Origin of the sequence: Aureimonas mangrovi, assembly GCF_014058705.1 — a bacterium.
Classification (GTDB): domain Bacteria; phylum Pseudomonadota; class Alphaproteobacteria; order Rhizobiales; family Rhizobiaceae; genus Aureimonas; species Aureimonas mangrovi.
In genome coordinates, this window is record NZ_CP059692.1 from 3,175,771 (window position 1) to 3,196,484 (window position 20,714).

General features: G+C 67.0%; 22 protein-coding genes. 10 read left to right on the top strand and 12 right to left on the bottom strand.

What is annotated here, in order from left to right:
• Nucleotides 1-15 precede the first annotated feature (15 nt).
• Nucleotides 16-1,071: a peptidylprolyl isomerase gene (locus H1343_RS15320; RefSeq protein WP_185983700.1), complete on the bottom strand. Its 1,056-nt coding sequence runs from the start codon at nucleotides 1,069-1,071 to the stop codon at nucleotides 16-18.
• 255 nt (nucleotides 1,072-1,326) lie between these two features.
• Between H1343_RS15320 and secA the strand changes: the two genes are divergently transcribed.
• The gene (secA, locus tag H1343_RS15325) at nucleotides 1,327-4,056 is read left to right on the top strand and encodes a preprotein translocase subunit SecA (RefSeq protein ID WP_185983701.1); all 2,730 of its coding nucleotides are present in this window, start codon (nucleotides 1,327-1,329) and stop codon (nucleotides 4,054-4,056) included.
• A gap of 52 nt (nucleotides 4,057-4,108) precedes the next feature.
• Here the strand turns inward: secA and H1343_RS15330 are convergent, their stop codons facing one another.
• On the bottom strand, nucleotides 4,109-4,723 hold the full coding sequence (locus tag H1343_RS15330) for an NAD(P)-dependent oxidoreductase (protein WP_185983702.1): 615 nt from the start codon (nucleotides 4,721-4,723) through the stop codon (nucleotides 4,109-4,111).
• 136 nt (nucleotides 4,724-4,859) lie between these two features.
• Here H1343_RS15330 and H1343_RS15335 point away from each other — a divergent pair, with 136 nt between their 5' ends.
• Nucleotides 4,860-5,249, top strand: coding sequence for a winged helix-turn-helix transcriptional regulator (locus H1343_RS15335; protein WP_185985702.1), 390 nt, complete (start codon nucleotides 4,860-4,862; stop codon nucleotides 5,247-5,249).
• A 6-nt stretch (nucleotides 5,250-5,255) separates the two neighbouring features.
• Here H1343_RS15335 and H1343_RS15340 read toward each other — a convergent pair whose 3' ends face one another.
• The gene (locus tag H1343_RS15340) at nucleotides 5,256-5,636 is read right to left on the bottom strand and encodes a VOC family protein (protein WP_185983703.1); all 381 of its coding nucleotides are present in this window, start codon (nucleotides 5,634-5,636) and stop codon (nucleotides 5,256-5,258) included.
• Nucleotides 5,637-5,996: 360 nt separating this feature from the next.
• On the opposite strand from H1343_RS15340, the gene H1343_RS15345 reads away from it, so the two are divergent.
• Nucleotides 5,997-6,560 carry a manganese efflux pump MntP gene (locus H1343_RS15345; RefSeq protein WP_185983704.1) on the top strand — a complete coding sequence of 188 codons (564 nt, stop codon included), beginning with the start codon at nucleotides 5,997-5,999 and terminating at the stop codon, nucleotides 6,558-6,560.
• 407 nt (nucleotides 6,561-6,967) lie between these two features.
• On the opposite strand, the gene H1343_RS15350 is transcribed toward H1343_RS15345, so the two are convergent.
• The 4 genes from H1343_RS15350 to H1343_RS15365 form a co-directional block, all read right to left on the bottom strand.
• Nucleotides 6,968-7,975 (bottom strand): L,D-transpeptidase family protein, encoded by a 1,008-nt coding sequence (locus H1343_RS15350; protein WP_185983705.1) that lies wholly within the window; start codon nucleotides 7,973-7,975, stop codon nucleotides 6,968-6,970.
• Nucleotides 7,976-8,285: 310 nt separating this feature from the next.
• Nucleotides 8,286-9,245 carry an acetyl-CoA carboxylase carboxyltransferase subunit alpha gene (locus H1343_RS15355; RefSeq protein WP_185983706.1) on the bottom strand — a complete coding sequence of 320 codons (960 nt, stop codon included), beginning with the start codon at nucleotides 9,243-9,245 and terminating at the stop codon, nucleotides 8,286-8,288.
• A 121-nt stretch (nucleotides 9,246-9,366) separates the two neighbouring features.
• Nucleotides 9,367-10,278, bottom strand: coding sequence for a site-specific tyrosine recombinase XerD (locus H1343_RS15360; protein WP_185985703.1), 912 nt, complete (start codon nucleotides 10,276-10,278; stop codon nucleotides 9,367-9,369).
• A gap of 31 nt (nucleotides 10,279-10,309) precedes the next feature.
• Nucleotides 10,310-10,492 carry a histidine kinase gene (locus H1343_RS15365; RefSeq protein ID WP_185983707.1) on the bottom strand — a complete coding sequence of 61 codons (183 nt, stop codon included), beginning with the start codon at nucleotides 10,490-10,492 and terminating at the stop codon, nucleotides 10,310-10,312.
• Nucleotides 10,493-10,647: 155 nt separating this feature from the next.
• On the opposite strand from H1343_RS15365, the gene H1343_RS15370 reads away from it, so the two are divergent.
• Nucleotides 10,648-11,238 carry a shikimate kinase gene (locus H1343_RS15370; protein ID WP_185983708.1) on the top strand — a complete coding sequence of 197 codons (591 nt, stop codon included), beginning with the start codon at nucleotides 10,648-10,650 and terminating at the stop codon, nucleotides 11,236-11,238.
• The gene (gene aroB, locus H1343_RS15375) at nucleotides 11,235-12,377 is read left to right on the top strand and encodes a 3-dehydroquinate synthase (protein ID WP_185983709.1); all 1,143 of its coding nucleotides are present in this window, start codon (nucleotides 11,235-11,237) and stop codon (nucleotides 12,375-12,377) included. Before H1343_RS15370 ends, aroB begins: the two co-directional genes overlap by 4 nt.
• A gap of 7 nt (nucleotides 12,378-12,384) precedes the next feature.
• On the opposite strand, the gene H1343_RS15380 is transcribed toward aroB, so the two are convergent.
• Nucleotides 12,385-13,086: a YoaK family protein gene (locus tag H1343_RS15380; RefSeq protein WP_185983710.1), complete on the bottom strand. Its 702-nt coding sequence runs from the start codon at nucleotides 13,084-13,086 to the stop codon at nucleotides 12,385-12,387.
• Nucleotides 13,083-13,382, bottom strand: a complete 300-nt coding sequence (locus H1343_RS15385) for a BolA family protein (RefSeq protein WP_185983711.1) — start codon at nucleotides 13,380-13,382, stop codon at nucleotides 13,083-13,085. Before H1343_RS15385 ends, H1343_RS15380 begins: the two co-directional genes overlap by 4 nt.
• A gap of 127 nt (nucleotides 13,383-13,509) precedes the next feature.
• Here H1343_RS15385 and H1343_RS15390 point away from each other — a divergent pair, with 127 nt between their 5' ends.
• The 4 genes from H1343_RS15390 (at nucleotide 13,510) to H1343_RS15405 (ending at nucleotide 18,134) form a co-directional block, all read left to right on the top strand.
• A complete protein-coding gene (locus tag H1343_RS15390) occupies nucleotides 13,510-14,130 on the top strand; it encodes a J domain-containing protein (RefSeq protein WP_185983712.1) in 621 nt (206 codons plus the stop codon).
• Between the two features lie 104 nt (nucleotides 14,131-14,234).
• A complete protein-coding gene (cobS, locus tag H1343_RS15395) occupies nucleotides 14,235-15,227 on the top strand; it encodes a cobaltochelatase subunit CobS (protein WP_185983713.1) in 993 nt (330 codons plus the stop codon).
• A 7-nt stretch (nucleotides 15,228-15,234) separates the two neighbouring features.
• Nucleotides 15,235-17,139, top strand: a complete 1,905-nt coding sequence (gene cobT / locus H1343_RS15400) for a cobaltochelatase subunit CobT (protein WP_185983714.1) — start codon at nucleotides 15,235-15,237, stop codon at nucleotides 17,137-17,139.
• Nucleotides 17,136-18,134 carry an esterase-like activity of phytase family protein gene (locus H1343_RS15405; protein ID WP_185983715.1) on the top strand — a complete coding sequence of 333 codons (999 nt, stop codon included), beginning with the start codon at nucleotides 17,136-17,138 and terminating at the stop codon, nucleotides 18,132-18,134. Before cobT ends, H1343_RS15405 begins: the two co-directional genes overlap by 4 nt.
• Before the next feature lie 45 nt (nucleotides 18,135-18,179).
• On the opposite strand, the gene H1343_RS15410 is transcribed toward H1343_RS15405, so the two are convergent.
• The 3 genes from H1343_RS15410 to rpmB form a co-directional block, all read right to left on the bottom strand.
• Complete coding sequence (locus tag H1343_RS15410) at nucleotides 18,180-18,554, bottom strand: glyoxalase superfamily protein (RefSeq protein WP_185983716.1); 375 nt, start codon at nucleotides 18,552-18,554, stop codon at nucleotides 18,180-18,182.
• An 18-nt stretch (nucleotides 18,555-18,572) separates the two neighbouring features.
• Nucleotides 18,573-19,277: a queuosine precursor transporter gene (locus H1343_RS15415; protein WP_246333152.1), complete on the bottom strand. Its 705-nt coding sequence runs from the start codon at nucleotides 19,275-19,277 to the stop codon at nucleotides 18,573-18,575.
• A gap of 118 nt (nucleotides 19,278-19,395) precedes the next feature.
• On the bottom strand, nucleotides 19,396-19,695 hold the full coding sequence (gene rpmB / locus H1343_RS15420) for a 50S ribosomal protein L28 (protein ID WP_185983717.1): 300 nt from the start codon (nucleotides 19,693-19,695) through the stop codon (nucleotides 19,396-19,398).
• A 242-nt stretch (nucleotides 19,696-19,937) separates the two neighbouring features.
• Here rpmB and H1343_RS15425 point away from each other — a divergent pair, with 242 nt between their 5' ends.
• Nucleotides 19,938-20,714: a DUF3108 domain-containing protein gene (locus H1343_RS15425; RefSeq protein WP_185983718.1), complete on the top strand. Its 777-nt coding sequence runs from the start codon at nucleotides 19,938-19,940 to the stop codon at nucleotides 20,712-20,714.

Below are 20,714 nucleotides of genomic sequence, written 5' to 3' on the forward strand. Positions count from 1 at the left end.
GGAACATGTCGCGCCTTACTGCGCAGGCTGCTCGGCCGGCGCCTCGCCGTCGGGCGCGGCCTCGGCTGGCGCGGGAGCGGCCTCGTCGGCAGCGGCGTCCTCGGCCGCTTCCGGCTCGCCGGACATCATCGCCTCCATCGCCTCGATCTGCGCCTGCACGGCCGGGTCGACATACTCGACCTCCAGATCGGCGCGGGCCGCCTGCACGACCTCGATGTATTTCTCGCGCATGACGATCTGCATGACCTCCTCGCGCACGTCCTCGAAGGCGGGCGGCTGGGATTCACGCTTCTCGACGAGCTGGATGACGTGCCAGCCGAACTGCGTCTCGACCGGCTCTTCCGTGTAGCTGCCGGGCTCGAGTTCGAAGGCGGCTTCCTCGAAGGCCGGGACCATCTGACCGGCGCGGAAGAAGCCGAGATCGCCTCCCTGCTGGCCGGAGCCGGGGTCGTTGGAGCGCTCGGTCGCGATCGCCTCGAAATCGGCTCCGCCGTCGAGCTCGGCGATCACCTCGCGCGCCTCCTCCTCGGTCTCGAGCAGGATATGGCGGGCATGAATCTCCTCGACCGGCTCGAGCGCCGCGATCTCCTGCTCGTAGCGGGCGCGAAGCTCATCGTCGGTGATGGCGTCGACGCCCTCGCGCTCGAAATAGGCGTTGTGGAGAGCCCGGTCGCGCAGAAAGGCGACGCGACGCTCGACCATCGGGTCCTGATCGAGCCCGGCCTCGGCGGCCTCCAGGCTCAGCGAGCGGATGTCGATAAGCGCTGCGAGGATCGCGATGCGGCGCTGCTCGGGCGGGAGTTGGCCGAACTGGGGACCGAGATCGGCGGCCGCCGCCGCGATGTCGCTTTCGGTGATCTCGGAGGTGCCGACGCGCGCGACGACGGTCTCCGGCGCCGGGGCCTCGGCGGGCGCCTCGGCCGCAGGCGCGGCTCCCTCAGGTGTCTCCGCGGCAGGGGCCTCGACGGCCGGCGTCTGCGCGGGCGCGGCGTCCTGCGCGAGCGCGGGCCAGGCCACGGAAGAAAGGAGCAGGGCGCCGGCGCAGGCACGCGCGAGGGGCTGAAGGGTCATGCAGTCGTCCTTAAAACGGTCAAGTCGATGGTTCTCCAGCCCTAAAAGGACGCAGGAGGCCCACGCGTTCCCGCCTTGCCGGAGCCGACGGGGCGGCGTTGACATCGCATGGGGGCCCTCTTATCTCTCGCCCGTTCCGAAAGTCCAGCCGCATCCGGTCAGTTTCACAGGGTCGAAACCGAACCCGCCGGGCGCGGCGGGCGAAGAGCCGACCCTCCGGTCGTGCCCGTGATCTTCTAGCGGAAGGACCCATCGATGGTCAGTCTCGGCGGCCTCGCAGCCAAGTTGTTCGGTTCGTCGAACTCGCGAGTGGTCAAGCGCTACGATGCCACCGTAAAGAAGATCAATGCGCTGGAAGAAGAGTATGCGGCGCTCTCCGACGAGGAGCTGCGCGCAAACACCCAACGGATGAAGGACGAGATCGCCGCCGGCAAGCCGGTGGAGGATCTCCTCGTCCCGGCCTTTGCCAATGTGCGCGAGGGCGCCAAGCGCGCGCTCGGCATGCGCCACTTCGACGTTCAGTTGATCGGCGGCATGGTGCTGGTGGGCGGCGCCATCGCTGAAATGCGCACCGGCGAGGGCAAGACTCTCGTGGCCACCCTGCCCGTCTATCTGAACGCGCTCGCCGGCAAGGGCGTCCACGTCGTCACGGTCAACGACTATCTCGCGACGCGCGATTCCGCCTGGATGGCGAAGGTCTACAACTTCCTCGGCCTCACCGTCGGCGTCATCACCCATGGCCTGTCCGACCAGCAGCGCCGCGAGGCCTATGCCTGCGACATCACCTACGCGACGAACAACGAGCTCGGCTTCGACTACCTGCGCGACAACATGAAGTATGAGCGCGGCCAGATGGTCCAGCGCGGCCACCACTTCGCGATCATCGACGAGGTGGACTCCATCCTCATCGATGAGGCGCGCACGCCGCTCATCATTTCCGGCCCGCTCGACGACCGTTCGGACCTTTACAAGACCATCGACGCGTTCATCCCGCAGCTCGACAAGGAAGACTACGAGGTCGACGAGAAGCAGCGCCAGGTCTCCTTCACGGAAGACGGCACGGAGAAGCTGGAGGGCCTTCTGAAGGCCGCCGGCCATCTGCAGGGCGAGTCTCTGTACGACATCGAGAACGTGGCGATCGTCCACCACGTCAACAACGCGCTGAAGGCCCACACGCTCTTCCAGCGCGACAAGGACTACATCGTCCGCAACGACGAGATCGTCATCATCGACGAGTTCACCGGCCGCATGATGCCGGGGCGTCGCTTCTCCGAAGGCCTCCATCAGGCGCTCGAGGCCAAGGAGAACGTGACGATCCAGCCCGAGAACCAGACGCTGGCCTCGATCACGTTCCAGAACTACTTCCGCATGTACAAGCGCCTCGCCGGAATGACCGGCACCGCCTCTACCGAGGCGGCCGAATTCGGCGACATCTACAAGCTCGACGTCATCGAGATCCCGACCAATCTTCCCGTGCAGCGCAAAGACGAGGATGACGAAGTCTACCGGACCGTCGAGGAGAAGTTCAAGGCGATCGCCGCCGAGATCGCGGATGCCAAGAAGCGTGGCCAGCCGATCCTCGTCGGCACGACGTCGATCGAGAAGTCCGAATATCTCGCCGAGCGCCTGCGCAAGGAAGGCATGACGGACTTCCAGGTTCTGAACGCGCGCTATCACGAGCAGGAGGCCTACATCGTCTCCCAGGCCGGCAAGCCCGGCGCCGTGACGATCGCCACCAACATGGCCGGACGCGGCACCGACATCCAGCTCGGCGGCAATCTCGACATGCGCATCGAACACGAGCTGAAGGACGTGCCGGAAGGTCCGGAGCGCGAGGCGAAGATCGAGGAGATCAAGGCCGACGTCGCCCGGCTGAAGGCTGAAGCCCTGGCGGCCGGCGGCCTCTATGTCCTCGCCACCGAGCGCCATGAATCGCGGCGCATCGACAACCAGCTTCGCGGCCGCTCCGGCCGCCAGGGCGATCCGGGCCGGTCCAAGTTCTACCTGTCGCTCCAGGACGATCTGATGCGGATCTTCGGGTCCGAACGCATGGACACGATGCTCACGCGCCTCGGCCTCAAGGAAGACGAGGCGATCGTCCACCCGTGGATCAACAAGGCGCTGGAGAAGGCGCAGAAGAAGGTCGAGGCGCGCAACTTCGACATCCGCAAGAACCTGCTCAAATACGACGACGTGATGAACGACCAGCGCAAGGTCATCTTCGAGCAGCGCATCGAGCTGATGGACGCGACGGCGCTCGACGACGAAATCGACGACATGCGCACCGAGACGGTGGAGGCGCTCGTCGCCCGCCGCATCCCGGAGAACGCCTATCCCGAGCAGTGGGAGTCGCAGGCCCTGCAAGAGGACGTGCGCGAAATCCTCAATCTCGATCTGCCCGTCGTGGCCTGGGCCGATGAAGAGGGCATCGACGACACCGATATTCGCCAGCGCCTCAACGAAGCGGCCGACAAGGCAGCGGCCGAGAAGCGCGAGCGCTTCGGCCCCGAGGTCTCGGCCTATGTCCAGCGTTCGGTCGTCCTGCAGACGCTCGATGCGCTCTGGCGCGAGCATCTGGTCAATCTCGACCATCTGCGCTCGGTGGTGGGTTTCCGCGGCTATGCGCAGCGCGACCCGCTGAACGAGTACAAGTCGGAATCCTTCGAGCTCTTCCAGTCGATGCTGGAGAACCTCCGCGAGCGCGTCACTTCGCAGCTTTCGCGCGTCGAGATCGTGCGGCCCGACCAGCAGGAGCAGCCTGCGCCGCCCCAGATGCAGGCGCACCACGTGGATGCGACAACGGGCGAGGACGAAATAGGCGGTCAGCCGGCCGAGCCGCGCGCCGCTTCGATCTTCCACACGCGGCCGACCGACCGCGACCCGCAGAACCCCGCGACCTGGGGCGCCGTGGCCCGCAACGAGGCGTGCCCCTGCGGCTCGGGCAAGAAGTTCAAGCACTGCCACGGCGCCTTCGCCGAGGCTTGAGCCCAAAAAAAGGCCGCCGGATCGCTCCGGCGGCCTTTTTCGTGTCTCTTGATCAGTAGGCGACCGAGAAGCGCTTGCGGCTGTGGGCGGGCCGCTCGATCTCGTCGGCAATCGCGATCGCATAGTCTTCATACGAAATCTGCGAGTTGCCGTTCGCATCGGCCATGAGTTCGTCGCCGCCGAGGCGGAACTGGCCTGTCCGCTCGCCCGGCACGAAGAGCGCGGCCGGCGACAGGAAAGTCCAGTCGAGATCGTCGACGGTTTTGAGGTGGTCGAGGAAGGCTGTGCCGGCGCTCGCTTCGGCGTGGTAGGCGGCAGGAAAGTCCGGCTGGTCGACAAGCCGCTTGCCCGGCGCGACCTCGAGGCTGCCCGCACCGCCGACGACGAGGTAGCGCCCGACGCCTGCTTCCTTCACGATGGAAACGAGCCGCGACGCGCTGATGTCTGCGAAGCGCACCGCGCTGACGGCGACATCGTGGCCGCGCAGGAGTGCGACGATACCCTCACGGTCGTCCAGATCGCCAGCGGCCTTCGTCACGCCCGGCAGTTCGGGGATTTTGTCGACGTTGCGCGCGATCGCGGTCACCTGATGGCCCCGGCCGGACAGTTCCTGCAGGATACGGCGGCCGACATTGCCGGATGCGCCAATGAGAGCGATTTTCGCCATCTGCTCATCTCCATTTGGTCTGCGATGCAGACATGGTCTATCTTACAGACCTAGCTAGCCGGCACCGTCGGCCCCTCGCAAGACGGCATCGCTGGGTGACACGGTCACGCGCTGCTGACCGAAGATCTGGATGATGATGTCGCAAGTTGCCGCCGCCCCCTTCTCTTCGCTTTCCGGGCGCCATTTCGAGCAGCCGTGCCCGATCCGCGACGTTCTCGACCGGATCGGCGATCAGTGGACCTTCCTTGTCCTCGGTGCGCTCGGCGGCGGAACGAAGCGCTTCAGCGAACTCGCCCGCGAGATCGACGACATCTCGCGGCAGATGCTTTCGCGCACGCTGCGTCGTCTCGAGCAGGACGGACTGGTGAAACGCACCGTCTTCGCGCAGGTGCCCCCGCGCGTCGACTACGAGCTCACCCCTCTCGGGCGTTCCTTCCTGGGCCCGCTGGAGGCGCTGGTGAATTGGGCCGATGAGAACCACGGCGCCATCGTGGACGCCCGGCAGCACTTCGCCGAGCGCGGATAGCTGCGCCTACATCTTGTTCAGATGCAGGATGTTGCCGTCCGGGTCCTTGAACCACACCATCTTCATGTCGCCGGCCACATGGATGTCGCCCTGAAGCGTCACCCCATCCATGTCGGTGTAGTGCTCGAACGCGACGCCCTTGCCCTTCAGGTCTGCGACGATCGCATCGATCTCCTCGCCGCAGTCCCAGACGACCGAATTGGCCCGGTTGGTTCCGGCCTCGGCCGAGACATAGACCACGAGCGTCGTCACGCCGGTGTTGAAGACGAGGACACCTTCCTCGCCTTCCTCCGCGAGGGTCAGTCCGAGCGTGTCGCCGTAGAAGCTGCGGGCGCGGTCGATATCGCTCACCGCGACGATGGCCGACGACGTTTTGTCCTTCAGCATGGCGGATCCTCCCATTGCTATCCGCCTCAACGGCCTGGCGACAGGGCCGTTCCACGCCAGACGACACCGTCATGCATCCGTCACTACGTCTTCGCAGAAGACATCAAATTAAGCCGAGACTACATTTTGAATACATGACAATATAAAAATAATGGAATTGTTCGACTTTAATATTCGATTGACTTCTCCTCGGCGGATTGTAGAAGACTTCGTATCGGGGAGTAGTCGCTGCAAGTTGCAGGGGTCGGTCAACATGCTCGCGCAAATGCGCGTGGCCGGCCCAGCCGAAGGATTCGGCCTGACAAGACCGTGCACCGCCCGTCATGGGCGGCCCGCTCACACGCTCTGCAGGTGCCCGCCATGTCTCCGCTTTCGATTGTCATCCTCGCCTTAGGCATGTCCGTCGACGCGCTGATCGCCTCGACCAGCAGAGGCGCCGCGCTGAAGCGGCCTTCAGTCGTGGAGGCGGTGCGCACCGGCATGGTGTTTGGCGTCGTCGAGGCCATCACGCCGCTGATCGGCTGGGCCGCGGGCGTTGCCGCATCGGCCTATATCGCGCAGGTCGATCACTGGATCGCCTTCGGGCTTCTGGGCGCGGTCGGCGGGCGCATGGTCTTCCACGCTCTGACACGGGCTGCGGAGGAAGACGCCCCGGCGCCGAACCGCTCGGCCTGGCTCCTGGTCGCGACCGCTGTCGGCACCAGTCTCGACGCGATGGCCGTCGGCGTGTCGCTCGCCTTCCTCGACGTCAACATCCTCGTCATCGCCGCGGCGATCGGCCTTGCCACCATGCTGATGTCGACCGGCGGCATGCTGGCCGGCCGCCTCATCGGCGCGCGCTTCGGCCGCTACGCCGAGATCGTCGGCGGTCTGGCGCTGATCGCGATCGGCGCCACGATCCTCGTCGAGCACCTGAGCGCCTGAGATCCGGCTTCAGCCGCGCCGCAGGCATAGCCTCAGGGCGATCATGCAGGCCGTTGCGAGCACTGCGCTGTCATCAGATCCTTGAGTTCGATGCGCCCGCATGTCCGGGGCATTCGACACAAGCTCGACACCGCGTGCGGCGGAGCCGCAATGTTCGGGAAGCGCAGACCTCGACCAAGCGAGGATGCGAAGGGTCGCAATGCACAGCCGCGTTCGTAAGACCATGAACGGCACCGAACGAGCGCGGGGGCCTAAAGTCGCGTGCGAGCGCGTCGCGACTCTAGCCGGCGAATTGACCGGTGATACGGCCGACCTGGAGCGCAGCCGTCAGCGTAGAGTGAAAGACAGAACCGCTCAGCAGCCGGCGACGCGGACAGGCCAAAGATCGCAGTGCCGCGCAGTCTTCCCTACCGGGGACCAAGGAGCGACCGGAACACCGAGGTCTGAGCGTCGACCTTGTTGCCCAGCCGGTCGTAGCCGACGCGGCGGTTCTGCTCGCGCGCATAGGCCTCGGCCGTGATCGGATCGCCAGTGCGGTAGGAGAATGAAGACGCGACCGCAAAGTCGCTCGGCTTCATCTGTGCGATGAGTTCCGCTTCCTTGGCCTCATCGGCGATGCGGCGGGCGGCGACGGCCTCGGGCTCTTCCATGACCGGGCACTCACCGGTTGCCGAAAGGGTCGTTCCGTCCTCGAGCTTGGCGTCGAAGACGTAGCGTTTCTCGCAGACGGCCGTCGAGACAGGGCGCTTCGACAGCTCGAAGCGGTCGTAGCCCTGTTTGAGGTTGCGCCAGAAGGCCATGTGCTCGTTGTTGCGGTGACGCGCCATGTTCTCGGGCGTCATGCGGAACGGATAGGCCTGAATCTGGAAATTGCGCTGGCCACCCTCGAAGGCGTGCCGGGCGAGCGCGTAGATCTCCTCGATCTGATGGTTGTCCATCGCGTAGCAACCCGAGGAGTTGCACGAGCCGTGGATCATCAGGTTGGAGCCGGTAAAGCCGTTCGCCTGATCATAGGCGTTCGGATAGCCCATGTTGACGGCCAGGTGATGCGCCGAGTTCGGGTTCAGGTGGCCGCGCGTGATGTTGTAGAAGCCCTCAGGGGCCTGACGGTCGCCTTCGGCCGTCTTGGGCCCGAGCTTTCCGGACCAGGCGCACATCGGATAGGTCTTCAGGAGCGCGTAGGAGCCGTCGGTCGTCTGCTTCCAGACCTCCAGCTCGGACTCCTCCTTGAACAGGCGCACCAGAACGGGCGAGTTCACGCCCATGTTCTTTTCGCCGATCATTCGAACCAGCGTGGGCGGGAGCGGCGCGTTGGCGCCCATCAGATCTTCGAGGCCTGTTCCGGGCTGGCAACCTGCCAGAACGGTCAATCCGAGCGCGGCAACGGCGGCAAGGCCAAGACGTCTCGCGGACATGGTCGATCCCCTCGATGCCTCCAGCGGAACCGCGGAGGCGAGATGCGTCGAACCCGGCGGTGCCGGACCTTTCATCGTCGAGACCATGCCCCGCGAAGCTCGCGAAGGGCCCAGCCTCCATCCCCTCTTTTCACGCCGTCAACCTTTCCCGGCGGTTAACGGCATGCAGCCAATCGAAAGCAAATTTCCAAAGGACCGCGACGACGCGCGACCACTTCGCGCGCGAATGTGGCAAAATCGCCGCGCCTTGAGAACCTTAAAATGCGGGAAGGCGGACAGAAGACGCGCGCCTGTGGCCGCTGGGCCGCGCTCAGACCTTGAGGTCGCGCCCCATGGCGAGGAATTTCTGTCGCCGCTCGCGTTTCAGCGCCGGCCCGTCGAGGCCCGCAAGTTCGGCGAAGGCCGCGCTCACCGCCCGGCCCGCCGCGTCGATCGCGGCCTCGGGGTCGCGATGCGCGCCACCGGTCGGCTCCTCGACCACCGTGTCGATGACGCCGAAGCTCTTGAGGTCCTGCGCGGTGATCTTCATGGCCTGGGCCACGTCCTTAGCGCGCGCAGCGTCCCTCCACAGGATCGAGGCGCCAGCCTCGGGCGAGATCACCGAATAGATGGCATGCTCGAGCATCAGGACGCGGTTGGCCGCCGCAATCGCGATCGCGCCGCCCGAGCCGCCCTCGCCGATCACCAGCGAGACCAGCGGCACCGAAAGGCGCAGGCACGTCTCGGTCGAACGGGCGATGGCCTCAGCCTGCCCGCGCTCCTCCGCGCCGATGCCCGGATAGGCGCCGGCCGTGTCAACGAGCGTGAGGACGGGAATGCCGAAGCGGTCCGCCATCTCCATGATGCGCACGGCCTTGCGGTAGCCCTCGGGCCGCGCCATGCCGAAATTGTGCTTCAGGCGCGTCTGCGTGTCGGCGCCCTTCTCCTGCCCGATGACCGCGATCGCCTCGCCGTTGAAGCGGCCGAAACCGGCGATCACGGCATGATCCTCAGCGAAGTAGCGGTCGCCCGCCAGCGGCGTGAAATCGGTGATCAGCCGCGAGAGATAGTCGACGCAATGCGGCCGGTCGGGATGGCGCGCGACGAGCGTCTTCTGCCAGGGGTTCAGCTTCTTGTAGAGGTCGATCAGCGCATCCCTGGAGCGCTTCTCGAGGCGGGCGATGTCGTCGGAGACGTCGAGTGAGCCCTCGTCCCCGCTGATCCGCTTCAGTTCGATGATCTGGCTGTCGAGATCGGCGACGGGCTTTTCGAAGTCGAGATAATTGTGCATCCGTCAGCGGCTCAGAGGCCGTCCTTTGGGCAGGGCAAAAGATCGCAGCAGGCGCCCCGCGTCGATTGGCGCGCAAACTGACGATCCAGCCCCGCGATGTCAAGAAACCGGCGTTCGGCGATCAATCCTCCGCAAGCTCGCTCAGCGGGTGATGGTCGGTGACGAGACGCACCAGCCGCTCCTCCAGAACATGCGTGTAGATCTGCGTGGTCGAGATGTCGGAATGGCCGAGGAGCTCCTGCACGGCCCGCAGATCCGCGCCGTTCTGCAGAAGGTGGCTCGCGAAGGCGTGACGCAGGACGTGGGGCGAAATCTTTGTCGGAGAAAGCCCGGCGCGCGCCGCGAGCTCCTTCAGATCGCGCGCGAAGGCCTGCCGCGTCATGTGCCCGCTTTCGGACAGCGCCGGAAACAGCCAGGTCGGCTCCGCCCCGCCATGAGCGCTGCGCGCCGCGCGCGCAGCCTCGGCGAAGGCCGCCATCGCATCGCGAGCGCGCTCTCCGATCGGCACCATGCGCTCCTTGCCGCCCTTGCCGCGCACGATGATCGCCCCGCCCCGCGCGCGCAGAACCGAACGCGGCAGGGCGACGAGTTCGGAAACGCGCAGGCCCGTCGCATAGAGAAGCTCGACCAACGCATGCAGCCGGCGGGCACGGGCGAGCGCCGTCGGCTCCAGCGAGGCGTCGCCCGCCTCTTCCTCGGCCCGGTCGAGAAGCCGCCCGGCCTCGTCCTCGCTCATGATCTTGGGAAGCGCGCGGGCGCGGCGGGCGCCCTCGATCGGCGTCGTCGGATCGTCGGCGCGGTGCTTCTCGACATAGAGGAAGCGATAGAACTGGCGCAGCGCCGAAAGCCGGCGAGAGCGGCTGGCAGGCGCGAAGCCGCGACGGTCGAGATCGGCGAGATAGTCGCGCAGCGCCGCCGTCGAGGCCCCCGCGAGCGTCGTGCCTTCGCCGGCAAGGAACTGCCCCGCATCGTCGAGGTCCCGGCGATAGGCGGCGAGCGTGTTGAGCGCGGCCCCTCGCTCCACCGCGACCATCTCCAGGAAGAGCTCGGCCTCGCGCAACGCGTCAGTCCGGCACGGGGCCGATCGGGCGCTGGCGTATCGGCTGGCGACCGAGCCCCTCCAGCGGCACGGACTGCACGATCGTGCCCTGGCGCGGTTCGACGAAATGGATGAGCGCGGCCATCGCCGCGACGACGAGGCCGGCGACCAGGGCAAGAACCGTGAGGAGGCGGACGAGGGTCGGCATCGTATGGCGTTCGAGGTCCGGGCCGGTTGCGGTGTCCCTCCCGTAGCGTATCGCGCGGCTGGGCGACAAGCGCGGCGCCGCGCCTTGACGCCGCAGAGCCTTTGCTGTTTGCCCGCACAGACCCTTTGCGAACAGGATGGACTTGTCCTTCGGCGATGACGACGATCGGCCCCGCGACACGCACGGTGGAAGGTGAGGCGCTCGCGCGTCTGGCCGGCCGCTCGCTCGCGCTCGTCGGACTGATGGGCGCGGGCAAGACGACCATCGGGCGGCGCGTCGCGGGGCGCCTCGGCCTGCCCTTCTTCGACAGCGACCACGAGATCGAGGCGGCGGCCCGCATGAGCGTCCCGGAACTCTTCGCCGCCTATGGCGAGCCCGAGTTCCGCGCGCTCGAGCAGCGCGTCATCGCGCGGCTCTGCGAAAGCGGCCAGGCCGTCATCTCGACAGGCGGCGGCGCTTACATGCGGCCGGAGACGCGTGAGGTTCTGAGCCAGCGCGCCGTCACCGTGTGGCTACGCGCCGAACTCGACGTCCTGATGGACCGCGTCGGGCGGCGCCCCGGGCGGCCGCTTCTGCAGGCCGCAGATCCGCGCGCCGTCATGCGCAAGCTGATGGACGAGCGTTATCCGATCTACGCGCAGGCGCAGATCACCGTGGATTCGCGCGACGTGAAACGGGACGTGATCGCCGAGGAGATCGTGACGGCGCTCGCGGACGGCACATTCGGAAAGGAAGAGCGGGCATGAGCGAAGCGGCCTCCAGCCAGACCGGCGCCATGCGCCGCGTGCGAGTCGATCTCGGGCCGCGCTCCTACGATATCCTCGTCGGACCGGGCCTTCTGGAGCGGACGGGCGAGGAGATCGCCGCCCGCCTGCCCCGTGTTCGCGCCGCCATCGTCAGCGATGCGCATGTCGCCGCACTTCATCTGGACGCGCTCCTCGCCTCGTTCGACACCGTCGGCATCGAGGCGGTGCCGATCGTTCTGCCGGCCGGAGAAACGACGAAGAGCTTCTATCACCTGACCGAACTCGTCGATCGCATCATCGAGGCGAAGCTCGAGCGCGGCGACGTGGTGCTCGCGCTCGGCGGCGGCGTGATCGGGGATCTGGCGGGCTTTGCCGCCGGCATCGTGCGGCGTGGCATGCGCTTCGTGCAGGTGCCGACGTCGCTTCTGGCGCAGGTCGATTCCTCCGTCGGCGGCAAGACGGGCATCAACTCGCAGCGCGGCAAGAACCTCGTCGGCGTCTTCCACCAGCCGGCGCTCGTCGTTGCCGACACCGCCGTCCTCGACACATTGAGCACGCGCGAATTCGCGGCCGGCTATGCCGAGGTCGTCAAATACGGGCTGATCGACCGGCCCGGCTTCTTCGCGTGGCTCGAAACCAACCGCGAGGCGATCTTCACCGGCAGCGACGCGGCCCGCACGGAAGCCGTCGCGCGCTGCTGCGAGGCCAAGGCCGAGGTGGTGGCCGGTGACGAGCGCGAGGACGGTGCGCGCGCGCTTCTCAATCTCGGCCACACCTTCGGCCATGCGCTGGAATCGGCGGTCGCCTACGATCCGGCCCGCCTCGTCCACGGCGAAGGGGTATCGATCGGCATGGCCCTCGCGCATCGCTTCTCCGTGCGGCTCGGCCTTTGCCCGGAGGAGGACGCCGCACGCATCGAGGCGCATCTGCGCGCCGCGGGCCTGCCGACGCGCATCGCTCAGATCCACGGTCCCGCGCTCGACCCGGCGGTGCTGATGGACAAGATCGCGCAGGACAAGAAGGTCAGCCGGGGGCAGCTGACCTTCATCCTGACGCGCGGCATCGGCAAGGCGTTCATCGCCCGCGATGTGGAGCCGGACGCCGTGCTCGAATTCCTCGGCGCCGAAGGACGCGCCTGACGCTGATTCAGCGAGCCGCGCGACCGCGCGCCGGCAGCGCGAAGCGCCGCCGCCAGTGCAGCGGCACGAAATGGATGAGAAGCGCGAGAACGAGCGCCCAGAGGGCGGCGGCGGCCAGTGCGTTCCGCCCGAGTGCGCCGTAGGCGAACGCGCCCGCCACCGCACCAGCCAGCATGCCGAGCCACGGCACGATCTGATATCCCCAGCGCCGTCCCGGCTCCCCCATCAAGGCCCGGCCGAGGGCACGCCCGAAGCGCGACAGCGCACCGGTGACGAAGGTGACCGAGAAGGAGAGGCCGTCGATCTGCTCCAACCCGGCATTGAGCATCCCCATGCCGAGGACGGCCGGCAAAATGCTCCACGGCAGGGGCCCGACGACAAGCGGGGCCGCCGTCAGCCCCGCTGCGACCAGAAGCAGCGGCGGATGGCGGCGCCCGGTCAAACGCATGATGATCTCGCCGAAGGCGTTCCCCGCGACGAAGGTGGCGAGCAGCGCGGCCAGCAGGACGATCTCGCCGCCATCACCGCGCGCCAGCGCGAGGCCGAACTGCGTCGTGTTGCCGCTCATGAAGGAGACGTACTGGCCGACGAGGATGAGGCCGACGACGTCCGTCATCCCCGCCAGCGCGGCGAGCGCGAAGGTGAAGCCGATGCCGATCGCAAAGCGCGCCCGCCGCGCCTTGCGATAGCGCTGCCGCCGCGCGCTCACCGACGAGAGGGCTCGCCGGGCGCCTTCGCCTCGATGGCCAGCGCATGGACACCGGCGGCGAGTTCGGCCGACAGCGCCGCGTTCACCGCGCGATGCCTGTCGAGGCGGCTCTTGCCCTCGAAGGCCTGCGAGACGAGGCGCACGCGAAAATGGGTTTCGCCCGCACCGTCGAAGGGCGCGTGGTGGCTGGTGTCGTGGTGATGGCCGGCATGCAGGTGGCTCTCGTTGACCACTTCGAGAGCCGTCGGCGCGAAGGCCGATTGCAGCTTGTCGCGGATGGCGGCTTCGACGGACATGAAAACGACCCTTTCGGCAGTTCGAAAAGCGGTGGCGAGGCTCCTCGCCTCCAGCCGGTCTAGAGACCGCTTTTCCCGCCTGTCAATTCTTGTTCGCACCCTTTCGCAGCCCCATAATCGACGCCTGATGAAGCTCGACAGCAAATATTTCGACCGCATCCGCGTAAGGCCGGAGGGCAAGACCGCCGCTCCCACGCCCGAGACGCATGTCTGCGCCTGGGCTGACTGCGTGGAGCCCGGCACCCACAAGGCGCCGATGGGCCGCGACCAGGAAGGCGCCTACTATCATTTCTGCGTCGATCACGTGCGGCTCTACAACAAGAGCTACAACTACTTCTCCGGCCTTGGAGACCAGGACATCCAAGCCTATCTGAAGGCTTCGCTGACGGGCAACCGGCCGACCTGGAAGATGGGGTCCAACTCGTCGGGCGCGATGCCGTCTTCCGCGCCGAGCGGCAAGCCTCGTCGCTGGAGCAGGCACACGCGCGACACCTACAACCTCTTCGAGGGCGAAACCGGCGACAAGCGGCCCGAGCGCGCGCCGCGCAAGGCCCGTTCGCTCGAGCTGAAGGCGCTTCAGACGCTCGATCTGCCGGAGAATGCGGGTGGTGAGAAGATACGAGTGCGCTATAAGGCGTTGGTGAAGCAATATCATCCCGACGCCAACGGTGGTGATCGCGGGTCGGAGGACCGGCTGCGCGAGGTCATCCAGGCCTACAAGCTGCTGCGACAGTCGGGTTTCTGTTAACCGCCGCGCATCGTTCGCGCGGCCGGCCGGGCGTGCATCAGGTTCCCCGCGTCGAAGCATGACAATCGAGCCGGGTCCTTGCGCCTCGGCCGCCTGGAGGTGTGATGAGTGCAGCGGAAGCGATAGCGGATACGGCCGGCCTGCCCGACACGATGGTTTCGGTCCGCGAGACCTTCGGCATCGACAGCGACATGAAGGTGCCGGCCTTCTCGGCCCCCGACGCGCACGTGCCCGAGATCGACCCGGACTATCTGTTCGACAAACAGACGACGCTCGCCATCCTCGCGGGCTTCGCCCGCAACCGCCGCGTCATGGTTTCCGGCTTCCACGGCACCGGCAAGTCCACCCATATCGAGCAGGTCGCCGCGCGCCTCAACTGGCCCTGCGTGCGCGTCAATCTCGACAGCCATGTCAGCCGCATCGACCTCGTCGGCAAGGACGCCATCACCGTGCGCGACGGCAAGCAGGTGACGGAGTTCCGCGACGGCATCCTGCCCTGGGCCTACCAGAACAACGTCGCGCTCGTCTTCGACGAGTACGATGCGGGCCGCCCGGACGTCATGTTCGTGATCCAGCGCGTGCTCGAATCCTCAGGCCGCCTGACGCTGCTCGACCAGAGCCGCGTGGTGCGCCCACATCCGGCCTTCCGCCTCTTCGCCACCGCCAACACGGTCGGTCTCGGCGACACGACGGGCCTCTATCACGGCACGCAGCAGATCAATCAGGCGCAGATGGACCGCTGGTCCATCGTCACCGTCCTCAACTATCTGCCGCACGACAACGAGGTCGGCATCGTTCTTGCCAAGGCCAAGCATTTCGACACCAAGGAAGGACGGCATACCGTCTCGAAGATGGTGCGTGTCGCAGACCTCACTCGCGCCGCCTTCGTCAACGGTGACCTGTCCACGGTGATGAGCCCGCGCACCGTCATCACCTGGGCCGAGAACGCCGAGATCTTCGGCGATGTCGGCTTCGCCTTCCGCCTGACCTTCCTCAACAAGTGCGACGATCTCGAGCGCCCGCTTGTCGCTGAGTTCTACCAGCGCGCCTTCGGTCAGGAGTTGCCGGAGAGCGCCGCCAACGTGGCTCTGGACTAGGCGAACGATGGCAGGGCGTATCGGCGACAACACCAAGCCGGCCAAGGGCGCGGCAGTGGACCGCGAGCCGTTCAGGCGCGCGGTCGCCGGCTGCATGCGCGCCATCGCCGGCGAAGCCGAACTCGAGGTCGCCTTCGCCAACGAGCGCCCCGGTCTTTCGGGCGGGCGTGCTCGCCTGCCCGACCTTCCCAAGCGCGCCACCCGGAACGACATCGCCGTCACGCGCGGCATGGCCGATGCGATGGCGCTTCGCCGCGCACGCCACGATGCGCGCGTCCACGCCACGCTCTCGCCGGACGGGCGCGAGGCGCGCGCCGTCTTCGACGCCGTCGAGCAGGCGCGCTGCGAGGCGATCGGTGCCAATGCGATGGCCGGCGTCGGCGACAATCTCGCCTCCATGCTGGAGGACAAGTATTTCCGCTCCAACCTTGCGGATGTGACCGACCGCGCCGAAGCCCCGCTGGAAGACGCCGTGGCGCTGATGGTGCGCGAACGCCTGACCGGACGCGGCGCGCCAGCGAGCGCGCGCGCCGTAGTCGATGTCTGGCGTGACTTCGTGGAGGAGAAGGCCGGCCCTTCGCTCGACAGGCTTTCCGGCGCCATCGAAAGCCAGGAGGCGTTCGCGCGCGCCGTTCGAGACCTCCTCGTCTCCATGAACATGGCCGAGGAACTCGCCCAGAGCGACCCCGAGGAGGAGAGCGAGGACGAGGAAGCCGGTGACCGCCAGAACCGCGACAACGAGGACGGCGGCGAGGAGAAGGAAGCGGGCCAGGACGAGGCGCAGGCCGAAAGCCGCGAGGCCGAGGGCGCCAACGAGGAAGCCGCCGAGGCCGAAGGCGCCGAGATGAGCGCGGACGAACCGGTGGACGAAGAAGACGGCCCGGATTCGCACACGCCGAACGAATCCCGCCGCCCCGACCAGCCGTTGACCAGCCAGCCGGGCGACAGCGACTACACGATCTTCACGCAGGGCTTCGACGAGGAGGTCGGCGCCGAGGAACTGTGCGACGAGGCCGAGCTCGACCGGCTGCGCGCTTTCCTCGACAAGCAACTCACCGCCCTGCAGGGCGCCGTCGGGCGTCTGGCAAACCGGCTGCAGCGACGCCTGATGGCGCAGCAGAACCGAGCCTGGGACTTCGATCTTGAGGAGGGCTATCTCGACACGGCGCGCCTGACCCGCATCGTGACGGACCCGATGCAGCCGCTTTCCTTCAAGATGGAGCGCGACACGGACTTCCGCGACACGATCGTCACGCTTCTCATCGACAATTCCGGATCGATGCGCGGGCGGCCGATCACAGTCGCGGCCACCTGTGCCGACATTCTCGCCCGCACGCTGGAGCGTTGCGGCGTCAAGGTCGAAGTTCTCGGCTTTACGACCCGCGCCTGGAAGGGCGGCCAGTCGCGCGAGGCGTGGCTGCGGGCCGGCAAGCCGGCGCGGCCGGGCCGGCTGAACGACATCCGCCACATCGTCTACAAGAGCGCCGACGCGCCCTGGCGCCGCGCGAGGCGCAATCTCGGCCTGATGATGCGCGAGGGGCTCCTGAAGGAGAACATCGACGGCGAGGCCCTGATCTGGGCGCACAACCGCCTTCTCGCGCGCCCCGAGCAGCGGCGCATCCTGATGATGATCTCGGACGGTGCGCCGGTCGACGATTCGACGCTTTCGGTAAACCCCGGCAACTATCTGGAACGGCATCTGCGCGCGGTGATCGAGGAGATCGAGACCCGCTCGCCCGTCGAACTTCTGGCGATCGGCATCGGCCACGACGTGACGCGGTATTACCGCCGCGCGGTGACGTTGACCGACGCCGAGGAACTGGCCGGCGCGATGACCGAGCAGCTTGCGGCACTCTTCGAGGAGGAGACCGTCAAGGGGCCGGTTCGTCGCATGGCCGGCGGCCGCCGATGAGGCATCGCTTCGTCGCCGCGCTCCTTGCCGGCGGCCTTCTCCTACCCCAATCCGTGCTGGCTCAGGACGCGAAGACGCCCGTGGAGATCACCGCGCGCGCCATCCCCTCCTTCGACGCGCGTTCGGGCGAGACGCGCTTCGGCGCGCTCGAATATCGCGGCGGCTTCACCTATCGCGGCTCGGATCGCCGCCTCGCCGGCGTTTCCGCCTTCCGGTTTCGCGAGGCGGGCTCAGGCTTTCTCGCCGTCACCGATACCGGCCTCTGGTTCGAGGGTAGAATATCGCGCGACAGCGCGGGCCGGCCGACCGGCTTCGAAGACGCGAGGATCGCTCCGATCCTCGACGTGAACGGCCGCGCGCAGACCCGAAAGGGAGATGCGGACGCGGAAGGTCTCGCGATCGACGGCGGTCGCGTCCTCGTCTCCTTCGAGCGCGACCATCGGATCGAGGCCTTCGATCCAGGAAATCCTCTGGAAAGCCGGCCGACGCCGGTGCCGCAGCCGATCCCGCTTCGCGAGCTTCGCTCCAACGCCGCGCTCGAGACGGTCGCCGTTTCGCCGAACGGAATGACGATCACCATCGCCGAACAGTCGATCGACATGGACGGGAACCTCTTCGCCGCGATCCTCGGCTCCTCGGGCGGCATCTTCAAGGTCCGCCGCGAGGTGCCTTGGCACGCGACGGACGGTGCTTTCCTGCCGGGCGGCGACTTTCTGCTGCTGGAACGGCGCTACGAGGGTTTCGGCCGCGTCGGCATGCGCATCCGGCGAATCGACGGCGAGACGATCGAGGTCGGCGCCATCGTCGACGGCCCGGTGATCATGGAGGCCGATCTTTCCCAGGAGATCGACAACATGGAAGGGCTCGACGTCTTCGTGAACGAGACGGGCGAGACGATCCTCGGCCTCGTCTCCGACGACAACGGCTCGTTCTTCCAGCGCAATCTCTATCTGGAATTCCGGTTGGTTGAGGACGACGCCGGCGCATCGGGCTAAGGCCTTTCATAAACGGCCTTCAAAGCACCACCGGGAAAGGCCGATCTATTCCCCGTAGTCGTTGAGGAAGAGCCGGTTGCCCGCCGGATCGAGCAGCGTCAGCGTACGCGCGCCCCAGGGAGCGCTTTCGATTCCTGGCCGCAGGAACGGATAATCCTTCGCTGAGAGCTCCGCGTGCAACGCCTCGACACCGCGCATCCGCACGAACACCGCCGAACCCGGCGTCGCATCGCCATGATGCTGCGAGAGATGCAATGTCAGCCCGCCCCGCACGATCTGCATGTAGAGCGGCAGGGCGGCCGCGAAGCGATGCTCCCACTCGATCGCGAAGCCAAGATAGCCCTCGTAGAACCGGCGTGTCGCGGCCTCGTCATAGAAGCGCAGGATGGGGATCGCCTCCTGTAGCTCGACCCCGCTCATGCCATCCTCCCAGGACGTTTAGAGAGATGCGCGCGCCGCCTCTTCGCGCATCGGCAGGACGGCGCCGACCACGAGACGATAGGGCACCAGTCCGAAAAGGGCGATCGCAAGCTTCACCGCGAAGTCACCCAGCGCCCATGAGATCCAACGCGGAGCATCGGCTGCGAGAACGCCGAGAAGCGGCGCGGCCTCCAGCGCGAAGGGCTCGTTCGGGCCGAGGATGACGAAAAGCGGCGCGAAGGCCAGCGCGAAGAACATCGCGGTGTCGAAGATCGAGCCGACGACGCCCGCCAGGAACGGCGCCTTCCACCAGGATTGCCGGCGCAGGCGGTTGAAAACGAGGATGTCCATCAGTTGTGCGGCGAGGAAGGCCGAGCCCGACGCCAGCGCCAGCCGCACGAGGCGCGCGCCGGAAATCTCGAAGGGCATCCAGCCGAGCGCGTAGAGGAGCGGCGGGAAGACGACCGACGAGGCAATCGCCGTCGCAAAGCCGAGATACACGACGCGCCGCGCCATGCGCGGGCCGAACAGGCGATTGTTGATGTCCGTGACCACGAAGGCGAACGGGTAGACGAACGCGCCCCACGTCAGGATGTCGGCGAGTTGCAGCGCGCCGAGTTGCCCTTCCAGCGGAAACTGGACGGCGATGTTGGCCATCAGGACGATGATCGTCATCGCGACGACGGGCAGGATGTAAGCGCGCCAGGACGCGGTCGGGCTCATGCCGGGGCTCCATTTTTTTAGGCTGGGGTATGGCACCAGCGCGAGAAGCTTACGCTCTCCAGAAAAAAGGCCCCGCGAAAGACCGCGAGGCCGTCGATTTCACACCATGATCGGCCGATCAGGCCGCGGCGGCGGTCTCCGAGACCTTCTTGGCGATCTGGCGCTTCAGGAGACGGGCGCGCTGCGACAGCTCCTTCTCGTCGGCCTTGGCGAGGAAGGCGTCGAGGCCGCCGCGGTGCTCGACCGAACGCAGAGCGTAAGCCGAGATGCGCAGACGGTAGCGCTGGCCGAGCGCGTCGGAGATCAGCGTGACGTTGCACAGGTTCGGCAGAAAGCGACGACGCGTCTTGTTGTTCGCGTGGCTGACATTGTTGCCGCTCTGGACGGCCTTGCCGGTCAATTCGCAAGCGCGCGACATGGACTTCACCTTTCAACTGCGACAAACCCCGGCGATGCGCCGCCGCTTCTCGAAAGCGGCGCGATCAGCGACCGGGGGACGTGATCTTGGAATTCGAGGGCTGCCTATAGTCGCTGGTGCGCGAAGCGTCAAGCTATGGGCGACGCGGCAGCCCGAAGGCCTGCCGGAATTCGGCCCCATGCTTGCCGCATGAAGCATTCCGACGCAACCTGTCGGCGACGAACACCCGGAACCCGCCCTCGATGATTCGCCGCCCGCTTCTAGCCGCCCTCGCCATCCTGATGCTGGTGCCCTTTCCGGGCCGCGCGCAGGAGACGCCGCTGACGACGCGCTACTCCGTTTCGCTGATCGGCCTGCCGGTCGGGCGCGCGCACTTTCGCACGACCATCTCGGGCGATCGCTATTCGGTGTCGGGGGACCTCGCCTCCGCCGGGCTCGCCGCCCTCGTCTCGCGCGTCGACGGCACGAGCTCGGTTTCCGGCCGCATCCGGCGCTCAGGGCTCGCGGCCGATCGCTACAGTCTCGCCTACACGGCGGACGGAAAGTCGTGGTCGAGCGACGTTGCCATGCGCAACGGCGCGGTAACGTCCTCGCAGGTCGCCCCGCGACGCGAGGAAACCCCGCCGGCCGACTTTGTCCCGGTGTCTCGCGGCCAGCTCCGCTCGGTGGTTGATCCGTTAAGTGGCCTGATGATCCGCGCCGAGCCCGAGAACATCTGCAACCGGACCCTGCCGCTCTACGATGGCTGGTCGCGGCTCGACCTTCGCATGAGCGACGGGGGCCGCCGCGCCTTCTCCGCCACGGGCTTCTCGGGCGATGCCGTGGTCTGCAACGTCACGATCAGCCCGGTTTCCGGCTATCGGCGCGGCTCGCGCGGGCTGCGCTTCCTGGAAGGGCAGACGTTGCAGATCTGGTTCGCGCCCGTGCGCCAGACGGGCATCCATGCACCCGTCTACGCGCGTATACCGACGCAGGTCGGCCCACTGACCCTCACCGCGACGGTCTTCGCCGCGCCCTGA

What these genes read in the sequence shown, in the direction of transcription:
- H1343_RS15345 (WP_185983704.1), top strand. Translation starts at nt 5,997, where the DNA reads ATGTCTCCGCTTTCGATTGTCATCCTCGCCTTAGGCATGTCCGTCGAC.
- cobS (WP_185983713.1), top strand. Translation starts at nt 14,235, where the DNA reads ATGAGTGCAGCGGAAGCGATAGCGGATACGGCCGGCCTGCCCGACACG.
- H1343_RS15410 (WP_185983716.1), bottom strand. Translation starts at nt 18,554, where the DNA reads ATGAGCGGGGTCGAGCTACAGGAGGCGATCCCCATCCTGCGCTTCTAT.
- H1343_RS15360 (WP_185985703.1), bottom strand. Translation starts at nt 10,278, where the DNA reads ATGGTCGCGGTGGAGCGAGGGGCCGCGCTCAACACGCTCGCCGCCTAT.
- H1343_RS15405 (WP_185983715.1), top strand. Translation starts at nt 17,136, where the DNA reads ATGAGGCATCGCTTCGTCGCCGCGCTCCTTGCCGGCGGCCTTCTCCTA.
- H1343_RS15425 (WP_185983718.1), top strand. Translation starts at nt 19,938, where the DNA reads ATGATTCGCCGCCCGCTTCTAGCCGCCCTCGCCATCCTGATGCTGGTG.
- H1343_RS15365 (WP_185983707.1), bottom strand. Translation starts at nt 10,492, where the DNA reads ATGCCGACCCTCGTCCGCCTCCTCACGGTTCTTGCCCTGGTCGCCGGC.
- H1343_RS15335 (WP_185985702.1), top strand. Translation starts at nt 4,860, where the DNA reads ATGTCGCAAGTTGCCGCCGCCCCCTTCTCTTCGCTTTCCGGGCGCCAT.
- H1343_RS15350 (WP_185983705.1), bottom strand. Translation starts at nt 7,975, where the DNA reads ATGTCCGCGAGACGTCTTGGCCTTGCCGCCGTTGCCGCGCTCGGATTG.
- H1343_RS15370 (WP_185983708.1), top strand. Translation starts at nt 10,648, where the DNA reads ATGACGACGATCGGCCCCGCGACACGCACGGTGGAAGGTGAGGCGCTC.
- H1343_RS15340 (WP_185983703.1), bottom strand. Translation starts at nt 5,636, where the DNA reads ATGCTGAAGGACAAAACGTCGTCGGCCATCGTCGCGGTGAGCGATATC.
- H1343_RS15355 (WP_185983706.1), bottom strand. Translation starts at nt 9,245, where the DNA reads ATGCACAATTATCTCGACTTCGAAAAGCCCGTCGCCGATCTCGACAGC.
- H1343_RS15320 (WP_185983700.1), bottom strand. Translation starts at nt 1,071, where the DNA reads ATGACCCTTCAGCCCCTCGCGCGTGCCTGCGCCGGCGCCCTGCTCCTT.
- secA (WP_185983701.1), top strand. Translation starts at nt 1,327, where the DNA reads ATGGTCAGTCTCGGCGGCCTCGCAGCCAAGTTGTTCGGTTCGTCGAAC.
- aroB (WP_185983709.1), top strand. Translation starts at nt 11,235, where the DNA reads ATGAGCGAAGCGGCCTCCAGCCAGACCGGCGCCATGCGCCGCGTGCGA.
- rpmB (WP_185983717.1), bottom strand. Translation starts at nt 19,695, where the DNA reads ATGTCGCGCGCTTGCGAATTGACCGGCAAGGCCGTCCAGAGCGGCAAC.
- H1343_RS15385 (WP_185983711.1), bottom strand. Translation starts at nt 13,382, where the DNA reads ATGTCCGTCGAAGCCGCCATCCGCGACAAGCTGCAATCGGCCTTCGCG.
- H1343_RS15415 (WP_246333152.1), bottom strand. Translation starts at nt 19,277, where the DNA reads ATGAGCCCGACCGCGTCCTGGCGCGCTTACATCCTGCCCGTCGTCGCG.
- cobT (WP_185983714.1), top strand. Translation starts at nt 15,235, where the DNA reads ATGGCAGGGCGTATCGGCGACAACACCAAGCCGGCCAAGGGCGCGGCA.
- H1343_RS15390 (WP_185983712.1), top strand. Translation starts at nt 13,510, where the DNA reads ATGAAGCTCGACAGCAAATATTTCGACCGCATCCGCGTAAGGCCGGAG.
- H1343_RS15330 (WP_185983702.1), bottom strand. Translation starts at nt 4,723, where the DNA reads ATGGCGAAAATCGCTCTCATTGGCGCATCCGGCAATGTCGGCCGCCGT.